Origin of the sequence: Streptomyces sp. NPDC047869 (assembly GCF_040704065.1) — a bacterium.
Lineage (GTDB): Bacteria > Actinomycetota > Actinomycetes > Streptomycetales > Streptomycetaceae > Streptomyces.
The window spans coordinates 138051-160105 of sequence record NZ_JBEYRK010000010.1; the positions used below are offsets into that span (position 1 = coordinate 138051).

A 22055-nucleotide genomic window follows, 5' to 3' on the forward strand; every position below is an offset into this window, starting at 1 on the left:
GCGGTGTTGTCCGGCAGGTATTGTCATGTACGACACAATCTGCCCCGAGGATCGCCACTGGCGCCCGGGACGTCAAGACGCCGGACGCACCCGCGAGCGCGGGCCGCGCCTGTCCAGCCGGTGCGCGAGCGCGGGCCGGGGCGAATAATCGACGGCATGGGGCGTCGACTCGCCGACGTGAGCGCTCCTGCCCGGCTGGCCGCGACGGACGAAGGCCTCGGGCAGGACGAACTGGCGCTGGCCGCCCGCAACCACGGCCTGCCGCTGGAGGCCCTGCGCTACGACCTGACCCCGCCGGGCCTGCACTACGTCCTCACCCACTACGACATCCCGTACGTGCCGGACGACACCGCCTGGCGGCTGACCCTGGGCGGACGCGTGCGGCGCGCCCTCACCCTCTCGGCCGCGGAGCTGCGCGCCCTTCCAGCGGTCACGACGCGCGTGACCCTCGAGTGCGCCGGAAACGGCAGAGCCCTGCTGTCGCCGAGGCCGGTGAGCCAGCCCTGGCTGCTGGAAGCGGTGGGCACGGCGGAGTGGACGGGCGTTCCGCTGCGCCTCCTCCTCGCCGAGGCCGGTGCCGCCCCCGACGCGGTCGACGTCGTCTTCACCGGCGCCGACCACGGAGTGGAACGCGGTGTCGAACAGGACTACGAGCGCGCCCTCCCGCTCGACGTCGCCACCGGCGCGGAGCCCGAGGTCCTGGTGGCCTACGCCATGAACGGCGCGCCCCTGCCGCCCCAGCACGGCAGGCCCCTGCGCCTGGTGGTGCCCGGCTGGTACGGCATGGCCCAGGTGAAGTGGCTGCGCGCCATCACCGTCACCGACCAGCCCTTCACCGGCTTCCAGCAGTCCGTCGCCTACCGGATCAGGCAGGAGCCGGAGGAACCGGGAGTGCCCGTCGCGTGCATCGCTCCCCGGGCGCTGCTGATACCGCCCGGCTTTCCCGACTTCATGTCCCGTACGCGGGTCGTCGCGCCGGGCCCGGTCCGCATCGAGGGACGGGCCTGGTCGGGGCGCGCCCCGGTGACGTCGGTGGAGGTCAGCACGGACGGCGGCGCGAGCAGCCACCCCGCCGATCTCGAACCGGACCGCGGACACCGCTGGGCGTGGCGCCGGTGGACCTACGAGTGGTTCGCCGAGCCCGGCGACCACGTGCTGAGCGTCCGCGCCCACGACGCCGCCGGGAACGGCCAGCCGCTGGAACAGTCCTGGAACCGGGGCGGCTTCGCCAACAACCTCGTCCAGCGGGTACCGGTGTTCTGCCCGGACCCCGCCGACACCGTATGACGGCCCTCGCACCTGATCGCCCGACGTATCACGGCCGCACCCCATCGCCCGGCGCAGCACGGCGACCTCCCGCTCGCCCCGCGCCCGGGCCCGTCACCCGCCGTGAAATCGCGTTCCCATGCGGGCGGCCAGGAAGGGGTATCCGGACGCGGCCCGAGCCGAGGAGGAGACAGCACCGATGAGCAGCACCTCGTTCCCGCTGCACGCACTGCACGACTACGCGCTGCCGGCGGACGGGGAACGCGGCGCACTGATCGGACCGGACGGCGCCGTCAACTGGCCGTGCGCGCCCGCTTGGCACGACGACGCCGTCTTCGCCTCCCTCATCGGGGGCGCGGGCGCTACGCCGTGACCCCGCGCGGCCGCTGGGTGCCCGGCGGCTACTACGAGGAGGGCACCAACGCCCGCGCACTCCCACACCTTGATCGGCTACACCACGACAAGGGACGCCACCCGGCCCGACCCCGTGTCCAGCGCGAGCGTTCCCGTGGTGGCGATGGCGAGGGCCACGGTCGTCACCACCGCTGAAGCTCGGTCAAGTTCGGCGACAGTCAGGCAGGGTGGGCGTCCGTCAGCACCCGCTCGGGGTGCGAGGTCGGCCGCCCGGTCCGCCTTCGAGCACCGTATGCATCGACCCTGGGGTGTGGTGTACCCCCGACGTGGTTGCGCTCGCCAACGTGTGATTCACCACAGTCAGTTATGTTGTGCACAATTTAATTGCTGGCTAGCGTCTGGAGTCGACACCACAGCACAGGGAGGCAACACCATGGATCCGGTCCGCTACGAGGATTACCGCCCCGCCGAACGTACGACCTACCAGCAGGAGTTGGATGCGGTGGTGGCACAGGTGGCGCAGCGCACCCGCACCTCGGTCGAGCGCGAGGCCGTCGGCCGCGCCGTCCGCACGGCCCACGGAAAGACCTACGGCCTTCTCAAGGCCACGGTCACGGTCGGTGACAACCGCGGCTTCTACGGTCAGGGCATCTTCGCCCGACCCACCGTGTACGACGCCGTCGTCCGCTACTCCAACGGCCTTGGTCATCAGCGCCCCGACCATCAGCTGGGCGCGGCGTGTGGGATGGGCATCAAGCTGTTCGGGGTCCCCGGCCCCTCACTGCTGGACGACGAACCGGACAGCGGTACTTTCGACCTCAACTTGATCAACAACGATGTCTTCTTCGCGAACACCGCCTACGACTACATGGTCATCGAGGACCTGTTCGCGGAGCTGCCGGAGGCCCTGGTGAACCCAGCCCGCCGCAAGACCTGGATGGCGGAGTTCCTGACCCGCCGGGGCACGCTCATCGGTCCCGACAGCTGGCTGTGGGACGAACTGTTCGCCATGCTGTCGTTCACCACCGTCCCGCGCAGGAACCTGCTGTCGTACACCTACAACAGCATGGGCGCCTTCCGGTACGGCGACCACATCGCCAAGATCCGGACCGTGCCCACGAACGAGTCCGTGGCCTCCCTGACGCACGAGATCGTGGACGTGCGCGCGGACAACGAGGCGTTCCGCCACACACTCGTTGCCGAGGCCGCGGAACGGGACCACTCCTTCGAACTCCAGGTGCAGCTCAACACCGATCTGGCCCGCATGCCGGTGGACAACACCTCCGTGAAGTGGCCCCAGGAACTGTCCCCGTGGGTGACCGTCGCCCGTGTGGCCCTCCCGCGCCAGGACATCGGCGGGGACGAGAACGTGGCGGCCGCCGACGCCACGTCGATCACACCGTGGCGCTCACGCGAGGAGCACCGGCCTGTCGGCGAGATCCAGCGGGTGCGGCAGGAGGTGTACCGGCGTTCGTCCATCGAACGGCACCGCATCAATGGACAGCAGCGGCGCGAACCGGTCAGCAGCGCGCAACTACTCGGATGAGCCGGCTCAGCGGCGTCCCGCGCCGCCTGCGCCGACCGCACGGGGACTGCGGCAGGGCGACAAGCGACCCGGCAACGGATTCTCGAGCCGCTCACGTGCTCTTCCCGGAGCGTGACGACGTGTAGCGGCGGGACCTCCCAAGTGGCGTGAACCGCCCGCACGGTGGGGCCCTGGGAGCGGCTGTGGGCGGCGTCGGCCCGGCTCGGTCGACGGCCTGCCTCCTTCAGGGGCGCGGCGGAGTCGTGCCATCGCCGTCGCATGACCGCAGCTGCGCCGCCCGCACACGCCAGACGGACTACCGCAACCACGCCAGTCGTTCTGGGGAGTGCGCCCTACCCCCTGCTCGGGAACGGCCATCTCGCCCAGCGGCGATCAGTCGTCCTGCGGAACGTTCGCGCTCATGATGCGGGGTGTTTCGACCGGATGGCGCCGGCAGCGTCTGCTGCACGGTCTTGAAGTGCGCCCAGCGCACGCTCGTAAGCGGGAAGGCCGCGGGTGCCCTGGCCACGTCCACGCCGGAACGGCGCACCCGTGCCAGGTCCTGCCCACGGCGCGGCGGGCGGAGCCGCTCGGTTTCGGCTGCGGAACCTGTTCCCCCGGAACCGGCTGCCCGAGGTCCTGCGGGGCGACGCGGCGGGATTCCCCGGGCCGCGCAAGAGGCGCAGGGCCTGCCGCGGGGGATCGGACGAGGCGGCCCTGCGCAGGAGGGTCAGCGGGTGGGGTCGAGAAGGATCTTGCGGACGCCGTCGGAGCGGCCTGCGAACAGTTCGTACGCCGCCGGGCCTTCGGAGAGGGCGAAGCGGTGGGAGACCACGACCTCTGGCTTGATCCGGCCGGCACGGGTGAGGGCGATCAGAGCGGGGAGTTCGTAGTGCACAGAGCACAGCCCGATGGCGAACTCCAGTTCCTTGATCTGCGCAAGTCCCATATGGAAGGGGAAGGCCTTGCTCTGGCTGACCCCGATGACGCTGACCCGGCCGGCCTGCCGGACGGCCTTGAGGGCGAGCTCGATGGTGGCGTCCGAACCCACGGCCTCCACCACGGCGTCCGGCCCGCGTCCGTCGGTCATGTCCCGTATGGCCGTCCGCGCGTGCTCGCCCTCGACCGGCTCGACACCCAGGGTGGCGGCGAAGGCGCGGCGCTCCGCGACCAGGTCCGCGCCCAGCACCCGCGCGGCGCCCATCGCGAAGGCGGACTGGGCGGCCATGAGGCCGACCGGGCCGAGGCCGATGACCAGGACGGTCTCGCCGGGCTGGATGCGGGCTCGGCGGCAGCCGTACCAGGCCGTGGGGGCGTTGTCCGTCAGGACGACGGCGGCCTCGTCGGAGATGCCCTCGGGCAAGTGCACCAGATTGACGTCGGCGTGTGGCACCGCCAGGGCCTGGGCCTGGCTGCCCGGGAGCTGCGGGCTCACTCCGTAGCAGAGGTCCGTGCTGGACGTGGCGCGCTCACACCGGGCGGTGAACCCGGCCGCGCACGACCGGCACTGGTCACAGCCGACAGAGGCGGGCACCAGAACCCGGTCGCCGGGCCTGAAGCGGGTCACCTGGCCGCCGGTGTCGACAACTACGCCGACGCACTCGTGCCCCGGCGTGTAGCCCAGTTCCGGGCTGAACGGGTTGCCGCGGTAGATGTGCAGGTCGCTGCCGCAGATGCCGGCCGCTGTCACCTGCACCACCGCGTCGGTAGGGCTGGTGACGGCCGGGTCGGAGACATCCCCGTAGCGGATGTCGTGACGGCCATGGTAGGTCAGTGCTTTCATCGTGTTTCTCCCCCTCAGGCCGGTCGGTCCGCGATCTTCAGCACCAGCTTGCCGTGGTTATCACCACGGAACAGTCGCATCAGGATCGCCTCCTCGACGGTGGGCCGCGGCTCTCCCACGGGACATGCGGCCAGGCGGACCTGGCCGTTGATTCCGCTCAACTCCGGCGGCTCCTTCGACGGTCGCGTCGGATCGGCGGCCGGCACGGTCGGCAGGACGGCGTCGGCGCGCACTGATGTTTGAACAGAGCATACCGGCCAGTCGGTACGGATGGTGAGCGTATGGGTGCCGTGCCGTCGGAGGCAAGAGGGAGCCCGGCGCGACATACGATTTATGCGCTCGGCCGCCTAGCTGGCCCAGAGCCCGTCAGTGCCGGTGGATCAGGTGGTGCGGCGGCGGCTCGGGGCGGCGCTCGCCGCTGGGCATGACCGGATGCCGGCCCAGCACGAAGACCCCGGTGAGCGCCGCCACCACCCCGGCCGCCTGCCAGGCCAGCGCGCCCGGCGTCGTCCGCAATTCGTCGTTGAGGAAGCCGATGCCGCAGGCGATGCCGCTCAGCGGCTCGGCGGCGCTCAGCGCGGGCAGGGACAGCCGCAGCGGCCCGGCCTCGAAGGCGCTCTGCACCAGCAGCAGCCCCACCACCGCCAGCGCCACCACGCCCCACGGCTGCCACGAGGCCAGCAGCCCGGTGAGCCCCTCGGCGCCGAAGATGCCGCCGCAGACCCGGGTGAGCGCGTCCTGCAGGCCGTACAGCGCGCCGGCCGCGGCGGCCAGGAGCGGCGGCCGGTGCAGCAGCCGCAGTCGCTGGGAGATGACGACGAGGATCCCGGCCACCCCCAGCACGCAGCCGATCACCACCCAGTGCCGCAACGCGCCGGCCTCGCCCTGACCGCTGTGCGGGCGCCCCGCCACCACGAAGGCGGCGACCCCGCCGCTGAGGGCCAGCGCCCCCAGCCACCCCGACCAGCCCAGCGGCTGGTCGCCCATCCACCGGGCCAGGGCCATCGCGAAGAGCAGGTTCATGGTGAGCAACGGCTCCACCTGGGCCAGGCTGCCCTGCGTCAGCGCCAGCGCGCCGAGGACCTGACCGAGCACCATGCAGCCGATGCCCGCCAGCCACAGCGGCACCCGCACCAGGTCCAGCAGCAGCCTGAACGACAACATCAGGGACAGCGGTTCGCGTTCGGCCGCGTGCTGCTGGAGCACGAAGCCGAAGCCCAGCAGACACGCGGCGGGAAGGCCGAAGAGGTACACCACGGCGTGCCATCCTCCCGCCCGGACCGGGCGAAGGCTCCGGACGGCGGGACGCAGGCCGGGACCGTCCCGGAAAGAACACCCGCATGGCTCATCGCCGTGCCGTCCGGCGCGCCGGTGCCGACGCATCAAAGCGCCGAACGGCCCGGGGCGGTCACCTCACCGGTTCGGCACGGGACGGACCCGACCGCGCCGCGCCCGGGCGTCTCCCGTGCCCGCGGGCCGGCGCCCGCGCACGTTTGAAAGCCGTGAGCTCCGGCTATCCCTCGATGGTCGTCGGCATCGACGGGCGCACGGCGCACGGACGCACGGGGACGGGCGGGGCGGAGAGCGTGCGCTCACGAGCGGCCGGCGGACCCCGTGATCCGCGCCGGGGCCATCACTCGAGGAGGTTCAGCTTGGGACGCGCCACGGCGGATCCGTACCCCGCCCCGTCCACCCTCCTGCCGGGCACCGCGCCCACCACGGGCGTGGCGCTCGTGACGGGCGCGTCCTCCGGGATCGGCGCGGCGGTCGCGCGGGCCCTGGCGGGGGAGCGGTGGACGCTGCTCCTCTCCGGACGCGACCGCGCCCGGCTGGACGCGGTGGCGCGCGAGACGTCCGGCGTCGCCATCCCCTGCGACCTGGGCGGCGCCGACGGCGCCCGGCAACTGGCCGAACACGCCCTGCGCCGGGCACCCGGCGTCGATCTCCTCGTCGCCGCGGCCGGAGTGGGCTGGGCCGGCCCGTTCACCTCGATGCCCAGCAGCGAGGTGGACCGGGTGCTCACCGTCGACCTGGCCTCGGTGGTGCACCTGGTCCGCCAGGTACTGCCGCACATGGTGGCGCGCGGCCGGGGCCGGCTGGTGCTCATCGGCTCCGTCGCCGGGTGCGTCGGGGTGCGCGAGGAAGCGGTGTACTCCGCGGCGAAGGCGGGCCTCGGCACCTTCGCCGACGCGCTGCGGTACGAGCTGAACGGCACCGGCGTCGGGGTGACCCATGTCGTACCGGGCGTGGTGAACACGCCGTTCTTCGCCCGGAGAGGGGTGCCCTACTCCCGCCGCCGCCCGCGGCCGGTCCCGCCCGAGCGGGTGGCCGCGGCGGTGGTCGAGGCCGTGCGCGGCGGACGCCACGAGGTGTTCGTGCCCGGCTGGCTCCGCCTCCCGGTCGCGGTCCGCGGCCTGGCACCGAAGCCGTACCGGCGCCTGGCGGCCCGGTTCGGCTGACGACCCGTACGGCGATCCGTCCCTGCCCGGTGACCGCCGGACGGACGGACGTGAAGGGAGACGCGTATGCGGGGCGGAGCCCGTCGTGGCCGGCTGCTCACCGCGGCCATCGCCGCCGTGCCCGTGCTGGCCGCCGCCCATGTCGTCCCGGCCGTCACCTGGCTCCCCGGACCGCGCCGCGCCTGGCTGCCCGCCCTCGCCGGCGCCGGCCGCACCGACCATGTGGCGCTGACCTTCGACGACGGCCCCGATCCCCGATCCACCCCCGCCTTCCTCGCCGCGCTGGACGACCTGGCGGTCCGCGCCACGTTCTTCGTGCTCGGCGAGCAGGTGCTGGCCCACCGGCGGCTCAGCCACGAGATCGTCCGGCGCGGTCATGAACTCGCCGTGCACGGCTGGACGCACGACCGCCCGTGGCGGCCCGCGCCGGTCAGGGAGACCCGGCGGCTGGCCCGGGCCGCGCGGGCCGTCGCGGAGGTGTCCGGCGCGAGCCCGCTGTGGTACCGGCCCCCGTACGGCATCCTGACCGGCGACCGGCTGCTGGCCGCGCGCCGCACCGGGCTGCGCCCGGTCCTGTGGACCGCCTGGGGCCGCGACTGGGCGGCCGGTGCCAGCGCTGACTCCGTGACGGCGACCGTCCTGCCGGACCTGCGGGGCGGCGGCACGGTGCTGCTGCACGACACCGACCGCCAGGCGGCACCGGACTGCTGGCGGGCGGCGCTGGCCGCGCTGCCCCGGCTCGTCGGCGCCTGCCGCGAGGCCGGTCTGACCGTCGGACCGCTGGGCGAACACGAGGTCGGGCATCCGGCGCGCACGGCCCGCGCCGGACGCTGATGAGGTCGCCCGGACGTCAGGAGCAGAGACGTTCCAGCGGGCCCACGACGTCACCCCGGAGCAGACCGCGGGCGGCCGAGGCGTGCCGGCCGGGCGCCGGGCCGCCGGAGGTGAGGCGGTCCAGGGACCGCACGAGCTGCCACGGGTCGGCGGCGTGCTCGGTCAGGCCGAGCGCCGCCATGCGGCGCACCCCCTCGGCGCCGTGGCCGGGGATCGGGCGGTATCCGACGACCGGCACGCCGACGGCCAGCGCTTCCAGCGACGTCTGCCCCGCCGCGTTGTCGACGACCGCCGCGCACGCCGAGAGCAGGCCCGGCATGTCGTCCACCCAGGACAGCGCGAGCGTCCCCGGCACCTTCGACAGCAGGCGGCGCAGACGCTCGTTGCGGCCGCACAGGACGACCGGCAGATAGCCCGCGCCGGACAGCAGCCGGGCCGTCCCGCCGAGCCGGCTGCCCGCCCCCCACGCGCCCGCGGACAGCAGCACGGGTGGGCGTCCGCCGCCCGTCGTGAGCCGCCGGCGCCAGGACGCCTCGCCGGTCGGGTGCGGACGGAAACGGTCCGCCAGCAGCGGACCGCAGGCGGTGGCAGGGCGCCCCAGACGGTGCCGCACCTCCCGGGCGATCTGCGGGGTGAGGCACAGATGCAGGTCGTTGCCCCGGTGCAGCCACTGCCGGTGGACGGCGAAGTCGGTGATGACCACCGCGCCGGGCACCGCCAGCCGCCCCCGAGCCCGCATCCCGCCGGTGAGCTGGGCGGCGAGGTGGAAGACCGACACGACCGCGTCGGCGCGCTCGCGCGCCACCTCCGCCCGCAGCCGGTCGCCGGCGAGCGCGGCGAGCGGCGCGCTGCCGGGCCGCGGCCCCCCGCCGCCGCGGAAGAAGGCGGCGTAGATGCCCCCGTAGAGGGCGGGGACATGCCGGATCGTCGCGCGGTAGAAGCCGCGCAGTCCGTCCCCGACACGGGCGGGCAGCAGCTCCAGCACGTCCCGGTGCACGGCCTCGTGCCCGCCCGCGCGCAGCCGCCGGGCCAGCTCGCGGGCCACCGCGTCATGGCCCGACCCCATGCTCGCGCTGACCACCAGCAGCCGGCTCACGGCAGCCGTCGCACCGGCGTGGCGGCCGCCGTCCGTCCGGCCGGGCGTACCCGCGGAGCGGGGCGGGCCGGAGGGCACGGGCACGGCCGGATGCGCGTATGCGGCATGGTCACCTCGGGGGAGCAGTGAGCGAAGGTACGACGGGTGTCCGGGACACCGGCCGCCGACGGGCGCCGACCGGTCTCCACCCTGCGCAGCCCTTCGCATGCGGGCGGTAGGGACAGGTTTATCACCGTGCACGGCGGATACGCCTTTGTTCGCTTTGGCCATCTTTGTCCGCCTACCGAGCGTGCGGTGGCCGCCCGCCGGGTTCCTCCCGCGAACGACAGGCAGTCGCATGAACGTGCTCACCGTCATCACGGCGCTGCTGTCCGCGCTGTCCAACGGGGCGGCGTCGGTCCTGCAGCGGCGGGCCGCGGTTGAGCCCGACGAGGTTTCCGGCCACGGAGCCCGCGCGGCGACGGCCCGTCTGGCGGGACTGCTGCGCCGCCCCTTCTGGTGGGCGGGAGCACTGGCCATGTCTGCGTCGGCGGTCTTCCAGGTGATCGCCCTCGACTCCGGGCAGCTCTCGTTGGTGCAGCCCCTGCTGGCCAGCGAACTGCTGTTCACCCTGCTCATCGGCGCGATCGTGTTCCGCCGCCGCCCCAGGGCGGCCACCTGGCGCTCCTTCGTGATGCTGGCCGGCGGACTGGCGCTCTTCCTGCTCAGCGCGTCCCCGGCGCCCGGCGGCGACCGCGCCTCCGACTGGCACTGGCTCGCCGTCGGAGGCGGGCTGACGTGCTGCGTCGCCGTCCTCCTGGCGGCCGCCCGGCGCATGCGCGGCCCCCTTCAGGCGGCCACCCTCGGCACCGCGACCGCCGCCTGCTTCGCGGTCACGGCTGCGCTGATCAAGGAGGTGACCGGCCGGTTCCCGGAGGGGGTCACCGCGGTCCTCACCACCTGGCACACCTACGCGGCCGCCCTCACCGGCCTGCTGAGTGTCCTGCTGCTGCAGTGGGCGCTGCGGGCCGGCACGCTGGCCGCCTCCCAGCCCGCCCTGACCCTCGGCGACGCCCTGATCAGCGTCATCCTCGGCGGTCTGCTTTTCGGGGAGAGCATCGCCCTGGGCTGGCGGATGCTGCCCGAGATCGCCGGCGTCCTCCTCATGGCGCTGGGCATCATCGGCCTGACCCGGTCGCCCGTGATGTCCTCCGGCCGCAGCTGGGACGCGGCGGAGCCGGAGCCCACACGGGCCCGGCGGGACGCCTGACCCGCGCGGCCGCTCTCGCCCGCGCGCGTGAGCGGCGACCGGCCGGACCGGGGGAGCGGTCGCCGCGCCGGCCGGGTGATCCGTGTCCCGGGGGCTCGCGCCGACGCGTGTCCCGGGCGGCGCCTCGAAGGACCGGACCGGTGCGAGGCGCCGTCGGCGCACGGCCGATTGTCAGTGCCGTCTGATTAATTCCGGCACAGCGAGATCGACATGGCCCGAAGTGGGTAATCGATCGTCAGTTCCTGCGGTAGGAGGCCGTTCTTGATGCAGATGATGCTCCCGCGTCACCAGAGGTCCCAGGGTGCCCGGCTCGGTCGCGGCGCCGCCGATCTCCTGCGCATCATCGCCGACCCGGGCACCACGGTCTTCCTGACGGTGCACGAGGGGGGACGCCGCAGGTACGCCTACTGGCAGCCGTTCGACCCGTCCACCGGCAGGGGCGGCGGATACGTGGCCCTGCCCGTGGCCGAGTGCGACGCGCTGCACGCCGCCGGCCGCATCGTCCTCGGCGACCCGCTCGTCGATCCCGGCAAGGTCACCTACCGCGTCAGATCCGCCCCGGCGCGGTCCGCTCGCGCGGGCGCCGTGCGTCAGGTGGTCCGGGCGGCCTGAGCGCCGGGCCGGCGCGCGGCGGATCCACCGGGTCGCCGTCGGGGCCCTGTCGCGGGTCGCTCGGCGGTGTGACATGTGCGACGGGCGTGGTTCCCGAGGCTCGCGCCAGGTGATAGACACAGCGGCGTCACAGTTCCTGTCCGCCAGCAGGAAGGTTGCTGCCGTATGTCCGCAACACGCCGTCAGGTACTGGCCCAGGCAAGTGCGGTGGGGGCGGGGATCGCCTTCACCGGGGCCCTGTCCGAGCTCTTCGCGGGCACCGCCGCCGCGCAGAGCCTGGGCGACACCGGCTACGGCCCGCTCGTGCCCGACCCCGACGGGCTGCTCGACCTGCCGAAAGGTTTCCGCTACACCGTGCTCTCCCGCGAAGGGGATCGGCTCCGTTCGGGAGAGGGACCGGTGCCCTCCAACCACGACGGCATGGCCGCCTTCGCCGGCCGGGGAGGCCGTACGCACCTCGTCCGCAACCACGAGAACCGGGTCACCGCGAAGATCCCCGTCCCGGCGGTCGGCGGTCTCACCTACGACCCGGCGGGCAAGGGCGGCTGTACGGCCCTGACGCTCGACGCCGGGCAGCGTGTGCTGTCCGAGCGGGTGGCCATCGCCGGTACGGCCGTCAACTGCGCCGGTGGCCGCACTCCCTGGGGTACCTGGCTGACCTGTGAGGAGACCGAGGACCGGGCCGGCACCAACGGCTACACCAAGGACCACGGCTTCATCTTCGAGGTCCACCCCACCGACCCGCACCGCACCGGCGCCGTCCCGCTCACCGCGATGGGCCGCTTCCAGCACGAGGCGATCGCCGTCGACCCGCGCCACGGCGTCGTCTACGAGACCGAGGACGCCTTCGACAAACCCTTCGGCCTCTTCTACCGCTTCCTGCCGGAGAAACCGCTGGGCGGTGTCGGCTCCCTGCGGGCGGGCGGCCGCCTCCAGGCGATGCGCGTACCCGGCGTCCCCGATCTGTCGACGATCCAGGAGACCGGCGCACGGTTCGACGGCATCGAATGGGCCGACGTGCCCGACCCGTTGGCCGCCGCCACCCCCACCCGGCTGCAGGACTACGGCCCCGGCGGCATCACCCACGCGCAGAAGCTGGAGGGCTGCTACTGGGGCGGCGGTTGCGTGTACTTCGTGTCGTCCTTCGCCCGCAGCGCGGACGGCTCGGCGGCCGACCACTACGGGCAGATCTGGCGCTACGACCCGGCGCTCCGCCGGCTGACCCTGGTCGTCGTGTTCGGCCCGGACACCGATGTGCGGCTGCCCGGCGAGTCCCCTGACAACATCTGCCTGGCCCCCAGCGGCGGCCTGATGGTCTGCGAGGACGGCAACGGCGCGCAGCACGTCTTCGGCGTGACCCGCGAGGGCGAGGTGTACGCGATGGCGCGTGGCCGCCAGAACGTCGGGACGGCACAGGAGCCCGAGTGGGGCGAGTTCGCCGGAGTCACCTTCGCCCCGGACGGCCGCACGATGTACGTCAACTGCTACACGCCCGGCACCACCTTCGCGGTGACCGGGCCGTGGCGCCGGCAGCAGCGGTAGGTCCGCCGTCATGGCGGGGCACTCGCCCCGCCATGACGCGGACGCCGGCACACCCCGTGGGCCGGCGCCGCTACCGCGCGATGCGGTGCCGCCGGCCGCCGCGGCGCAGGCGCACGGCGCCGTAGACGAGGTCCACGAGCAGTACGGCGGCTCCGATGATCAGCAGATAGAACAGGCCGTGGGCGGCGAACCCGATGATGCCCAGGACGAGGGCCACGAGGATCAGGAGCAGAAACAGACTCATCGACTCTCCAGGTGGCTGCGGCCGTTCGGCAGCGGCCAATTCGACGGCGGTGGCTCCACGGCGCGGTTGGGGGCGGGTGTTCAGCGGCGGCCGAGGCGGCGTTCGCCACCGGCACCCGGGGCGTAGTCGAGTTCGTAGTGCGCGAAGACGGCCGGCTCCTGCGACGCCGGCAGCTCTCCGTCGGTGTCGATGGCGGGAGCCTTCCTCACGGCGTCCTTCGGGAAGGCGACCCGCAGATACCCCGGACCGACGGTCGCGCCGGTGAGCGGCACGAACGCCAGCCGGCGGCGGGTGGGCAGCCCAACGGACACCGTGGCGAAGAACGGCTCGTCGGTGGCGGTGTCGACGTAGACCGACTCCAGGGCGCCGATCTTGCGCCCGCCGGGGTCTACCACGTCGTGCCCGCGCCACTCACGGATGTCGCCCGCCTCGAACATCATGTACCTCCACAGACCTGGTACCCGCGTAAGGGCGCCTGATGTCCCGCCGGCACGCGGGCCGACGTTACGTTTGTCCCAGCAGCCGCCGAACACCCTGGAGAGCAACGGTGCCCGTACCCCTCGGTGAGGACGTGGTGGCGCTGCTGCGCCGCCCCAGCACCTGCTACATCGCCACGACGATGCCCGACGGCTCGCCCCAGCTCACCCAGACCTGGGTCGACACGGACGGCGAGCACGTCCTGATCAACAGCGTGGAGTCGCACCAGAAGACCCGGAACATCGCCCGTGACCCGCGGGTGGCCGTCGCGGTCTCCGACCCCTCGGATCCGGCCTCCTACGTCCAGATCCGCGGCCGGGTGGTGCGGGTGACCACCGAAGGCGCGGTCGACCACATCGAGGCGCTCTCGCGGAAGTACCTCGGCGGCCCGTACCCGTGGTTCGGCGGCCGGGACCAGGTCCGGGTGATCTACGTGATCCGGCCCGAACGCGTCAGCGGCCCACGCGGCTGACCGCCGCGCCGGGTCCCCGGGCGCGGACCGGGCGTGTGCGCTGGTCAGCGGCCGTTCACGGGCCGACCGGGCCGAGTGCGGGCAGAATCGACGGTGTGGACGTGCAGCAGCCACCGGAGAAGACGCCCGACGGACACTTCGTCGTCATCGGCGGGTGGCGCCGGCGGGCGACCGACCCGTCCCTCCCCGAGGAGCCCGCCGCCCGCCTTCGACGCCATCTCATGGCGGCCCGCCGCGCGGTACGGCCCGCGACCTCCGCGGGCGACCGGCGTGCGGAAGAGTCGGCACGCGTACGCGTGCGACGCGCGAAGGTCGCCCTGGGCGAACGCGGCACACCCTGGTGGGAACAGTCCGGGGCCGAACGCCGCCGGCGCCGGCGGGACGGACCTCGCGCGGCTCGACGAGGACGGCCCGCGGTGACCCGCTCAGGCCTGGAGGCGCTCCCGGTCCCCCATCACCACGACGGGGTGGTCGCCGGGATCGAGGGTGCGCAGCAGGGTCCGCATGCCGGACTCCGGGACCGTGACACAGGCCGACGTACCGTCGCCGTGGTCCAGGTGCAGCCAGATGCCGCCGCCCTTCTCCACCCCTTCGGGCCGGGACCAGTCGTAGGGCGGGGCGCCCACCAGACGGTTGTAGTTGATGGCGATGACGTAGTCGAAGTCGTGGGCGTGGGCCTCGTCATCGGTGATCGTGGACGCGAAGGCGTGGTCGTCGTGCCAGTACGGCAGCCGGCTGCCCGGATTCCCGAGCGTGCCGCCCGCGTCCGTCAGGCCGAACACGCCGACGGGAGTGCGCTCGTCGTCCATGCGGTGGTCCGTCGTCCAGCCCAGCCTGCCGTTGTGCGCGGGCCAGGCCCCCGTCCGCTCCCAGTCCGTGGCCCGCCTCTCGTAGAGCACGAGGAGGCTGTCGGGCGAGTCCCGGCGCTCACCGTAGACGACGACGACCTGGCGGGAACCGGCCGGCACCTGCTGCCACATCAGGTCCCCGACCCCCGGGAGGCGAGAGCCCACGGACGCCGGGGGAGAGGCCGACATCGCCGGGTTGTTCGTTCCCGGCGCGCCACCCGGGCCCGTCGGCTCACCGGTGCCGCACGCGTCCGTCGCCGCCAGCAGGAGGCCGCAGGCCAGCGCCGCGCATATGGCGTGCCGCGCACCACCGTTCCGCAGCCGCCGAGCAGTGGACCCCGGGACGGACCCGGTAACAGTGGATTTCCGCATGATCAGGATCCTGGGGCGCGTGAACCCGGCACGCATCCACACAACGGCAACCGGCCTAACCCGGCACGCCCGGCGCCAGGGCGGTACCGACGGGCCGGGCCGCATCACCTTACGCTCATGTGAGAGGCGTGTGAGACAGATGTGCATACCGAATTGATTGACACCGACTGATCAGGGAACCCGGGCCACGTCAACCGGCCGGTGCGGACTGCACGTCAGCGCACCGGCGGCTGTGGTCCACTCGCAGGGGAGAAGTCGTGACACCACGCCTCGGAGCGGAAGAAGAGTTCCATGTACTGGACGTGGAGAGCGGCCGACTCGTACCACGCGCCGCAGAACTGATCGAGCGCCTCGGCAGACCTGGCTTCACCACGGAGCTGCAGCGGTCGGTCGTGGAGAGCAACAGCGGCGTGCACGGCACGCTCGAGGAGCTGTACGCCGACCTCTCCTCGACCCGGCTCCGCCTGGACTCGGCGGCCGCCGGGCTCGGCCTCGCCGTCGTGGCCGCGGGTACCGTGCCGCTGGCCCGCGTGCGCCCCCTGGACGTCACCGCCGACGCCCGCTACCAGCACATGGTCGACGACTACCGCATGGTCGCCGACGAACAGCTCATCTGCAGCGCGCAGATCCACGTCGACGTCCCCGACCGGGACACCGCCGTCCGCGCCATGTGCCTGGTCTCGCCCTGGCTGCCACCGCTGCTCGCGCTGTCGGGCAGCTCCCCGTACTGGCTCGGGTCCGACACCGGGTACGCCAGCTGGCGGACCATGCTGTGGCAGCGGTGGCCGACCGCCGGCCCGGCCGGCTGCCACCGGGACGCCGCCGACTACGACAGGTCGCTCGAGGAACTGATCCGGTCGGGCGTCATCAGCGACGCCGGCATGGCCTACCACGACGTCAGGCCGTCGGCCCACCAGCGCACGCTCGAACTGCGCATCTGCGACGCCTGCCCGCGGGTGGAGACCGTGGTGCTCGTCGCGGCCCTCTTCCGGGCCATGGTCCGCGACGCCTGCGACCGCCTGGCACAGGCGGACGGCCCCCTGTGCGACGGCCGCCACGACTGGCTGCGGGCCGCCGCCTGGCGGGCCGCGCGATCGGGCCTCGAAGGCCACCTCGTCGACCCCGTCAGCCGCCGACCGGTGCCGGCCGGCACCGTGCTGACCGGCATGCTGACCCGGCTGCGCCCGGCACTCGAGGCGTCCGGTGACTGGGACACCGCGCACGCGCTCCTGGAGGAGGCGCTGGCCCTCGGGAGCACCGCGCACCGGCTGCGCCGCGTCGCCCGGACCGGCGGCCTGCTCGCCGGCGTCGACATGCTGACGGCCGAGACCCGCGGCGAGCGGCCGACGGGCCGGCCGGCGGCGAGGCGGGCCCAGCCCGCCGCTTGGTGGGACCCCGTCGGAGCGCACGTCCCCGGCCACGGCACCGCCGCTCCGGCCCGCAGCGCCTGAGCCGCCCGTCCTCCGGCCGGCCCGCGCGCTCGGCCTCCGTGCCCGATCAGGAGCCCCGGCCGGTCAGGACGCCCCATCCCCCGACCCAGGAGAGTCAAGTCCCCATGCACACCTCGCAGCACCCCCCGGCCCCCGAACACCACCGCCCCGGGCGCACCGCACGCACGCGTGCGCCCGGGGCCCGGCACAGGCGTGGCACACGCCCGCCCGAGCCCGCCGGCCTCACGGGCAGGGGACGGAGGAACGGCTGATGTGCGGAATCAGCGGAGAGATACGCCTCGACGGCGAGCGGCCGGACGTCGCCGCGGTGGAGCGGATGACCGACCGGCTCGCGGCCCGCGGCCCTGACGGCCGCGGTATGTGGTCCCAGGGGGCCGTCGCGCTCGGCCACCGCAGGCTGAAGATCATCGACCTCTCCGACGACGGCGCCCAGCCCATGACGGACCCGCGCGCCAGGATTGCGGGTGTCTTCAACGGCTGTGTCTACAACTACCGCGAACTGCGCGACGAACTGAGGGCGCTCGGCCACCAGTTCTTCTCCGACTCCGACACCGAGGTCGTGCTCAAGGCCTACCGGCAGTGGGGCACCGACTGCGTCCGGCACTTCCACGGCATGTTCGCCTTCGCGCTCGTCGAACTGGACAGCGGACGGGTCGTCCTCGGCCGGGACCGGCTCGGCGTCAAACCCCTGTACCTGACGCAGACCGCCGACCGGCTGCGGTTCGCCTCCTCGCTGCCCGCCCTCCTGGCGGCCGGCGACGTCGACACCTCCCTCGACCCGGTGGCCCTGCACCAGTACTTCAGCTGGCACGCCACCGTGACCGCGCCCCACACCGTCCTCAACGGCGTACGCAAGCTGCCCCCGGCCACGGTGCGCGTCATCGAGGCCGACGGCACCCAGCACGACCACCGCTACTGGCAGCCGTCCCACACCCGCCGGCCCGAGTTCGCCGCCCTGGGCGCCGAGGACTGGACGGACGCCGTGCTGGACGCGCTGCGCACCGCCGTGCGCCGCCGGATGGTGGCCGACGTGCCCGTGGGCGTACTGCTGTCCGGCGGACTGGACTCCAGCCTCATCGTCGCCCTGCTGGCCGAGCAGGGACAGAACGATCTCGCGACCTTCAGCGTCGGGTTCGAGGCCGAGGGCGGCGAGGAGGGGGACGAGTTCCACTACTCCGACCTGGTCGCGCGCCACTTCGACACCGCCCACCGCCAGCTCCTGGTGGCGTCGGACCGCATCCCGGGGGCGCTGGAGTCGGCGGTGCTCGCGATGAGCGAACCGATGATGAGCCATGACGTGGTCGCCTTCCACCTGCTGTCCGAGCAGGTCGCCAAGGAGGTGAAGGTCGTCCAGAGCGGCCAGGGCGCCGACGAGGTGTTCGCGGGCTACCACTGGTACCCGGCGATGTCCGGCGTTTCCCGGCAGCAGGCCGCCCAGGCGTACATCGACGCCTACTTCGACCGGTCCCACGGCGAACTCGCCCGCATCCTCGAACCCGGAGTGCTGGCCGGGCGGGACGTCTCCGCCGAGTTCGTGCGCGCCCACATGGCGGCCGAGGGCGCGGAGACGGCGCTGGACGCCGACCTCCGGCTGGACACCCAGGTCATGATGGTCGACGATCCCGTCAAACGCGTGGACAACATGACGATGGACTGGGGCCTCGAGGCCCGCGTCCCGTTCCTCGACCACGAACTGGTCGAACTGGCCGCCGCCTGCCCGCCCGAGCTGAAGCTCGCCGACGGCGGGAAGGGGATACTCAAGGCCGCCGGACGCAAGGTCCTCCCGGCGGAGGTCGTCGACCGGCCCAAGGGCTACTTCCCGGTCCCGGCGATCAAGCACATGGCGGGCCCGGTGCTGCAACGGGTCCGCGAGGCCCTCACCGCCCCGGAGGCGAAGGAACGCGGCGTCTTCCGTCAGGAGTACGTCGCGGAACTGCTCGACGCACCCAACGCGCACCGCACCAGGCGAGGAGCGAACACACTGTGGCAGGTAGCGCTGCTGGAGATATGGCTGCAGACGCACGGAATCCGCTGACCGCGACCGGCCCGGACGCGTGGGTGCCGGTGCCGCCCGGCACGGGCACCGCCACCGCGCCCGAGTCCCGCGGCGGTGAACGGCGGCCCGCGGAGGCACCTCCGGCGGCCTCCGCGAGCATGCTCGCGGAGGCCGGGGCCGACCCGGCCGGGGGCGCCACGGCGGCGGCCCGTCCGGCGCCGGAGCCGGTGCTCCTCGCCGACGCCGCCGCCGCGCACGACGTACCGCAGCGGCTGACCGCGCACGGCTGCTGGTACCCCTCCGTGGATCCCGGTGGCCGCAACGTCGCCTTCATCTGCGACCGGACCGGGGTGCCGCAACTGTGGACCGGCCCGGTCGACGGCGAGGAGGCACGGCTGCTGGACGCCGACCCCGACCCGGTCACCGAGGTCTCCTGGTCGCCGGACGGCCGCTGGATCGCCTACACCACGGCCCCCGGCGGCGGTGAACTCACCCGGGTCCTGTGCGTACGCCCCGACGGCACCGGGCGCCGGCTGCTGGCCGGCGGCGAGCCCGGCGCCTCCGCCTACCTGGGCTGCTGGACGCACGACGGCTCGGCGATCGCCGTGACGCTCACCGAACCCGCGCCCGCCGGACAGAGCCGGCCCGCACCCGACGGTCCGGTCGCGGACCTCCCCGAACCCGCCCACACCGGCGGCTGGGCGGAACGTGACGGCCGCGCGGTCCTGCTGGGCGGAACGCCGCTCGGTGCCCCGCGGGGAGGCGACACGACCGTGCTCCAGGAGCCCGGCACGTCGCCGTCGCGGGAACCCGGTCCCAGGGCCCTGGCGGCCTACCTCGTGGACCCCGAGGGCGCGAGCGCGCCGGTGCTCGTGGCGAGCGAGGCGGGCGCACCGACCCTGCGCGTCTGCGCGCTCAGCCGGGACGGCAGGTTCGCCCTGCTGCGCCGGGGCCCGCGCGGCCGGCGCGAGGCGCTCGTGGTCCGCCGCCGGGACCGGGCCGTCACCTGCGCCGTCCGGGTCGCGGACGGCGATCCGTGGATCGGGGGCTTCGCCCCGGACGGCCGCACCGTGTGGCTGCGCAGCGACAGCGACCGGGAGTTCGCGGCGCTCCTGGCGGTACGGCTGGGCCGGCGGGGGCAGCGGCTGGCGCAGTGGCCGGTCGCCGCCCGCCCGGACTGCGACCTGGAACTGCTGAGCCTGCACCGGGACGGGCGGCACGCCGTCCTGTCGTGGAACGTGCGCGGGGTGAGCGAGCTGGAGATCACCAAGCTGCCCGCGAGCGTCCCCCAGGGGGACGGTCCGGCCGCCCTGCGGCGCGCCGCCGCGCCCTCGGCCTGGACCTCCCGCGGCATCCCGCTGCCCCACGAGGTGGTCACCCGGCTGGCGCCCGCCCCCGATCCCGACGGCCCCGTCGTGGCCCTGTCGGGATCGCGGCGGCGGCCCGGCGTGTGGTGGCTGCCGCACGCCTCGGCCCTGCGCACCCCCTGGTCCTCGCGCGACGAGGACGCGGTCCCCGACGCCGGCCACGCGCCCGTGCAGCCCTTTCCCGTCCGCCCCGTCGCCCGGGACGGGCTCGCCCTCGGCGGCTGGTACTACAGGGCGCCCGGCCGCTCCCCGGGCGAGGCGGCCCCTTGCGTCCTGCATCTGCACGGCGGCCCCGAGGAACAGGAGCGCCCCGTCCTGCAGCCCCTCTACCATGAGCTGCTCGGCCGTGGACTGGACGTCTTCGCCCCCGACGTACGCGGCTCGTCCGGTTACGGCCGTTCGTTCGTGGACGCGGATCTCGGCACCAGCCGGTTCGCCGCGATCGAGGACGTGGCCGCCTGCGCGGCCCACGTCGTCGTGGCGGGCCTGGCCGACCCCCGGCGTCTGGCGGTGATGGGCCGCTCCTACGGCGGCTATCTGACGATGGCCTCCCTGGTCTGGCATCCGGAGCTGTTCCGCACCGGCGTGGCGGTCTGCGGGATGTCCGACCTCACCACGTTCTTCGCCGGTACCGAACCGTGGATCGCCGAGTCGGCCGCCCACAAGTACGGGCACCCCGAACGCGACCACGAACTGCTGCGCTCCCTGTCACCGATGAGCCGTGTCGACGCCCTGCGCGTACCGGTGCTCGCCGTGCACGGCGAACACGACACCAACGTGCCGGTGGGGGAGTCGCGGCAGTTCGTGCGAGCGGCGAGGGAACGCGGCCTGGAGGCCGAGCTCCTGATGCTGCGTCAGGAGGGGCATGACTTCCGTCGGGCCGACAACCGGCGCCTCTTCCGCAGGTCCGCCGCCGACTGGATCCAGCGGCACCTGACGAGCCGGCCCGCCTGACCCGCCCCATCGCGACAGGCCGTCGCGTCGGGCCGCCGCCCGGCTCACGCGATCGACGGGTCGGACTCCTCCTCGACGGTCCAGGAGACACCCTCGGGAAGGGCCTGGGACGCCTGGCCGACTCCGCGCAGCGGGAACACGACGAGCGCGGCCGCCGCCAGCGCACACAGGAGCCAGTCGAGCGCCCAGGGCATCCCGTCGGGGCCGAAGTACAGGACGGGCGTGGTGATCAGGGCCGCGAGCAGGGCCCCGCCGAGGACGGGGCCGTGCACGGCCTTGGCGAACCCGGTGGTGCGGGGCAGGCGCCGGACCGGGCGCCCGGACACGACGGGCCGGTGGGAGCCGTGGAGATACGGGCGTGCCTCGTCCGGGTCCGCGAGACCCATGACCACCTCGCCGGTGTCGGCGACGAACGCGGCCGGCAACTCGTCCTCGATGAGCTTCCACCGCTCCGGCCAGCACAGCCAGCCCTCCTGCCCGCCGAGGCACAGGGCCGCGCGGCCCACCTCCTGGGGAGGGGCGGCGAGCTTCAGCTCGCGGCCGTCGGCCTCGAGGACGAGCCAGTGGTACTGCGTGACGTTCAACTCGCCCGGCTTGGAACCACGTTCGCTGTACCGCATCCTCACGGGCCGCCCGGCCCGGGCCCGGACGGCGTGCAGCTCTCCCCGGGCGGCGTCGTCCACCAGCACCCGCAACTTGCCCCGGACGGCGGCCTGGCTGACCTGGCGGCGCGCGAAGAGGAGCGTCTTCACCGTCAGCACGAGCACGAGGATGATCACCACTCCGGAGAGCACCCCGCCCGAACCGGCGGCCAGCCGGCTCAGCACCAGCGGAGTCACCAGGAGAAGGACGGCACCCGTCGTACGGCCCGGCCGGCGCGCGGGGAGGGGCAGCCGGCGGGGCAGCGGCGGCACCTGCTCCGGCGCCGCCGGCCCACCCGGGCTGAGCCTCGGCGCCGCGCGGCTGGTGAGCGCCCATCCGCCGGCTGTGACCAGGCCCGCCGCGAGGGCCGACAGGATGTCCCAGCGCGGCGCGGGAGCGTCGTAGCGTACGAAGACCAGGGACAGGGCCACGGTCGCACAGGCCAGGGCGGCGCCGCCGAGGGCGCGGGTGATCAGGGTGGAGCGTCGCATGGGCGTCCTTCACCGGGTACG

The 22055-nt window shown here is 73.9% G+C and carries 19 protein-coding genes and 2 pseudogenes; 13 read left to right on the forward strand and 8 right to left on the reverse strand.

The window, feature by feature from the left end; genetic code table 11:
- Positions 1-156 precede the first annotated feature (156 nt).
- The 3 genes and pseudogenes from AB0924_RS15700 to AB0924_RS15710 all read left to right on the forward strand — a co-directional run bounded on the left by AB0924_RS15700 (position 157) and on the right by AB0924_RS15710 (position 3166).
- Complete coding sequence (locus AB0924_RS15700; RefSeq protein WP_358940222.1) at positions 157-1287, forward strand: sulfite oxidase; 1131 nt, start codon at positions 157-159, stop codon at positions 1285-1287.
- A gap of 178 nt (positions 1288-1465) precedes the next feature.
- Positions 1466-1686: pseudogene (locus AB0924_RS15705) on the forward strand (trehalase-like domain-containing protein); the annotation flags it as partial.
- Positions 1687-2053: 367 nt separating this feature from the next.
- A complete protein-coding gene (locus tag AB0924_RS15710) occupies positions 2054-3166 on the forward strand; it encodes a catalase family protein (RefSeq protein WP_358940221.1) in 1113 nt (370 codons plus the stop codon).
- Between the two features lie 709 nt (positions 3167-3875).
- Here AB0924_RS15710 and AB0924_RS15715 read toward each other — a convergent pair.
- The 3 genes from AB0924_RS15715 to AB0924_RS15725 all read right to left on the reverse strand — a co-directional run bounded on the left by AB0924_RS15715 (position 3876) and on the right by AB0924_RS15725 (position 6185).
- Entirely contained in the window at positions 3876-4928 is a 1053-nt protein-coding gene (locus AB0924_RS15715; RefSeq protein ID WP_366911663.1) for an alcohol dehydrogenase catalytic domain-containing protein, read from the reverse strand.
- Between the two features lie 14 nt (positions 4929-4942).
- Positions 4943-5161, reverse strand: a complete 219-nt coding sequence (locus AB0924_RS15720; RefSeq protein WP_366911664.1) for a hypothetical protein — start codon at positions 5159-5161, stop codon at positions 4943-4945.
- 133 nt (positions 5162-5294) lie between these two features.
- Complete coding sequence (locus AB0924_RS15725; protein WP_366911665.1) at positions 5295-6185, reverse strand: DMT family transporter; 891 nt, start codon at positions 6183-6185, stop codon at positions 5295-5297.
- Between the two features lie 395 nt (positions 6186-6580).
- On the opposite strand from AB0924_RS15725, the gene AB0924_RS15730 reads away from it, so the two are divergent.
- Positions 6581-7387: an SDR family oxidoreductase gene (locus AB0924_RS15730; protein ID WP_358940217.1), complete on the forward strand. Its 807-nt coding sequence runs from the start codon at positions 6581-6583 to the stop codon at positions 7385-7387.
- A 66-nt stretch (positions 7388-7453) separates the two neighbouring features.
- Positions 7454-8221, forward strand: coding sequence for a polysaccharide deacetylase family protein (locus AB0924_RS15735; RefSeq protein ID WP_366911666.1), 768 nt, complete (start codon positions 7454-7456; stop codon positions 8219-8221).
- Positions 8222-8237: 16 nt separating this feature from the next.
- On the opposite strand, the gene AB0924_RS15740 is transcribed toward AB0924_RS15735, so the two are convergent.
- Positions 8238-9287 carry a galactosyldiacylglycerol synthase gene (locus AB0924_RS15740; protein WP_366911710.1) on the reverse strand — a complete coding sequence of 350 codons (1050 nt, stop codon included), beginning with the start codon at positions 9285-9287 and terminating at the stop codon, positions 8238-8240.
- 367 nt (positions 9288-9654) lie between these two features.
- Between AB0924_RS15740 and AB0924_RS15745 the strand changes: the two genes are divergently transcribed.
- From AB0924_RS15745 to AB0924_RS15755, 3 genes are all read left to right on the forward strand, one after another.
- Positions 9655-10566 (forward strand): DMT family transporter, encoded by a 912-nt coding sequence (locus AB0924_RS15745; protein ID WP_358940215.1) that lies wholly within the window; start codon positions 9655-9657, stop codon positions 10564-10566.
- Positions 10567-10830: 264 nt separating this feature from the next.
- Positions 10831-11178 (forward strand): hypothetical protein, encoded by a 348-nt coding sequence (locus tag AB0924_RS15750; RefSeq protein ID WP_358940214.1) that lies wholly within the window; start codon positions 10831-10833, stop codon positions 11176-11178.
- Positions 11179-11343: 165 nt separating this feature from the next.
- Positions 11344-12720 carry a PhoX family protein gene (locus AB0924_RS15755; RefSeq protein WP_366911667.1) on the forward strand — a complete coding sequence of 459 codons (1377 nt, stop codon included), beginning with the start codon at positions 11344-11346 and terminating at the stop codon, positions 12718-12720.
- A gap of 70 nt (positions 12721-12790) precedes the next feature.
- On the opposite strand, the gene AB0924_RS15760 is transcribed toward AB0924_RS15755, so the two are convergent.
- Together AB0924_RS15760 and AB0924_RS15765 are read right to left on the reverse strand one after the other, a co-directional pair.
- Positions 12791-12964, reverse strand: a complete 174-nt coding sequence (locus AB0924_RS15760) for a hypothetical protein (protein WP_358940212.1) — start codon at positions 12962-12964, stop codon at positions 12791-12793.
- Positions 12965-13044: 80 nt separating this feature from the next.
- On the reverse strand, positions 13045-13401 hold the full coding sequence (locus tag AB0924_RS15765) for a PRC-barrel domain-containing protein (protein WP_358940225.1): 357 nt from the start codon (positions 13399-13401) through the stop codon (positions 13045-13047).
- Positions 13402-13511: 110 nt separating this feature from the next.
- Here AB0924_RS15765 and AB0924_RS15770 point away from each other — a divergent pair, with 110 nt between their 5' ends.
- Positions 13512-13913: a PPOX class F420-dependent oxidoreductase gene (locus AB0924_RS15770; RefSeq protein WP_366911668.1), complete on the forward strand. Its 402-nt coding sequence runs from the start codon at positions 13512-13514 to the stop codon at positions 13911-13913.
- Positions 13914-14008: 95 nt separating this feature from the next.
- Positions 14009-14299: pseudogene (locus AB0924_RS15775) on the forward strand (hypothetical protein); the annotation flags it as partial.
- Between the two features lie 39 nt (positions 14300-14338).
- On the opposite strand, the gene AB0924_RS15780 reads toward AB0924_RS15775, so the two are convergent.
- Complete coding sequence (locus AB0924_RS15780) at positions 14339-14893, reverse strand: L,D-transpeptidase family protein (protein WP_358940210.1); 555 nt, start codon at positions 14891-14893, stop codon at positions 14339-14341.
- Positions 14894-15390: 497 nt separating this feature from the next.
- On the opposite strand from AB0924_RS15780, the gene AB0924_RS15785 reads away from it, so the two are divergent.
- The 3 genes from AB0924_RS15785 (at position 15391) to AB0924_RS15795 (ending at position 20901) form a co-directional block, all read left to right on the forward strand.
- Complete coding sequence (locus AB0924_RS15785) at positions 15391-16584, forward strand: YbdK family carboxylate-amine ligase (protein ID WP_366911669.1); 1194 nt, start codon at positions 15391-15393, stop codon at positions 16582-16584.
- Positions 16585-16834: 250 nt separating this feature from the next.
- Entirely contained in the window at positions 16835-18619 is a 1785-nt protein-coding gene (locus AB0924_RS15790; RefSeq protein ID WP_358940208.1) for an N-acetylglutaminylglutamine amidotransferase, read from the forward strand.
- 119 nt (positions 18620-18738) lie between these two features.
- Complete coding sequence (locus tag AB0924_RS15795) at positions 18739-20901, forward strand: prolyl oligopeptidase family serine peptidase (protein ID WP_366911711.1); 2163 nt, start codon at positions 18739-18741, stop codon at positions 20899-20901.
- 44 nt (positions 20902-20945) lie between these two features.
- Here the strand turns inward: AB0924_RS15795 and AB0924_RS15800 are convergent, their stop codons facing one another.
- Positions 20946-22034 (reverse strand): hypothetical protein, encoded by a 1089-nt coding sequence (locus AB0924_RS15800; RefSeq protein ID WP_358939213.1) that lies wholly within the window; start codon positions 22032-22034, stop codon positions 20946-20948.
- Between the last annotated feature and the right edge of the window lie 21 nt (positions 22035-22055).

Excerpts from the sequence above, each read along its gene's own strand:
- AB0924_RS15700 (WP_358940222.1), top strand. The coding sequence starts at position 157 with ATGGGGCGTCGACTCGCCGACGTGAGCGCTCCTGCCCGGCTGGCCGCG.
- AB0924_RS15710 (WP_358940221.1), top strand. The coding sequence starts at position 2,054 with ATGGATCCGGTCCGCTACGAGGATTACCGCCCCGCCGAACGTACGACC.
- AB0924_RS15715 (WP_366911663.1), bottom strand. The coding sequence starts at position 4,928 with ATGAAAGCACTGACCTACCATGGCCGTCACGACATCCGCTACGGGGAT.
- AB0924_RS15735 (WP_366911666.1), top strand. The coding sequence starts at position 7,454 with ATGCGGGGCGGAGCCCGTCGTGGCCGGCTGCTCACCGCGGCCATCGCC.
- AB0924_RS15740 (WP_366911710.1), bottom strand. The coding sequence starts at position 9,287 with ATGGGGTCGGGCCATGACGCGGTGGCCCGCGAGCTGGCCCGGCGGCTG.
- AB0924_RS15745 (WP_358940215.1), top strand. The coding sequence starts at position 9,655 with ATGAACGTGCTCACCGTCATCACGGCGCTGCTGTCCGCGCTGTCCAAC.
- AB0924_RS15750 (WP_358940214.1), top strand. The coding sequence starts at position 10,831 with ATGCAGATGATGCTCCCGCGTCACCAGAGGTCCCAGGGTGCCCGGCTC.
- AB0924_RS15755 (WP_366911667.1), top strand. The coding sequence starts at position 11,344 with ATGTCCGCAACACGCCGTCAGGTACTGGCCCAGGCAAGTGCGGTGGGG.
- AB0924_RS15760 (WP_358940212.1), bottom strand. The coding sequence starts at position 12,964 with ATGAGTCTGTTTCTGCTCCTGATCCTCGTGGCCCTCGTCCTGGGCATC.
- AB0924_RS15765 (WP_358940225.1), bottom strand. The coding sequence starts at position 13,401 with ATGTTCGAGGCGGGCGACATCCGTGAGTGGCGCGGGCACGACGTGGTA.
- AB0924_RS15780 (WP_358940210.1), bottom strand. The coding sequence starts at position 14,893 with ATGTGGCAGCAGGTGCCGGCCGGTTCCCGCCAGGTCGTCGTCGTCTAC.
- AB0924_RS15790 (WP_358940208.1), top strand. The coding sequence starts at position 16,835 with ATGTGCGGAATCAGCGGAGAGATACGCCTCGACGGCGAGCGGCCGGAC.
- AB0924_RS15795 (WP_366911711.1), top strand. The coding sequence starts at position 18,739 with ATGCTCGCGGAGGCCGGGGCCGACCCGGCCGGGGGCGCCACGGCGGCG.
- AB0924_RS15800 (WP_358939213.1), bottom strand. The coding sequence starts at position 22,034 with ATGCGACGCTCCACCCTGATCACCCGCGCCCTCGGCGGCGCCGCCCTG.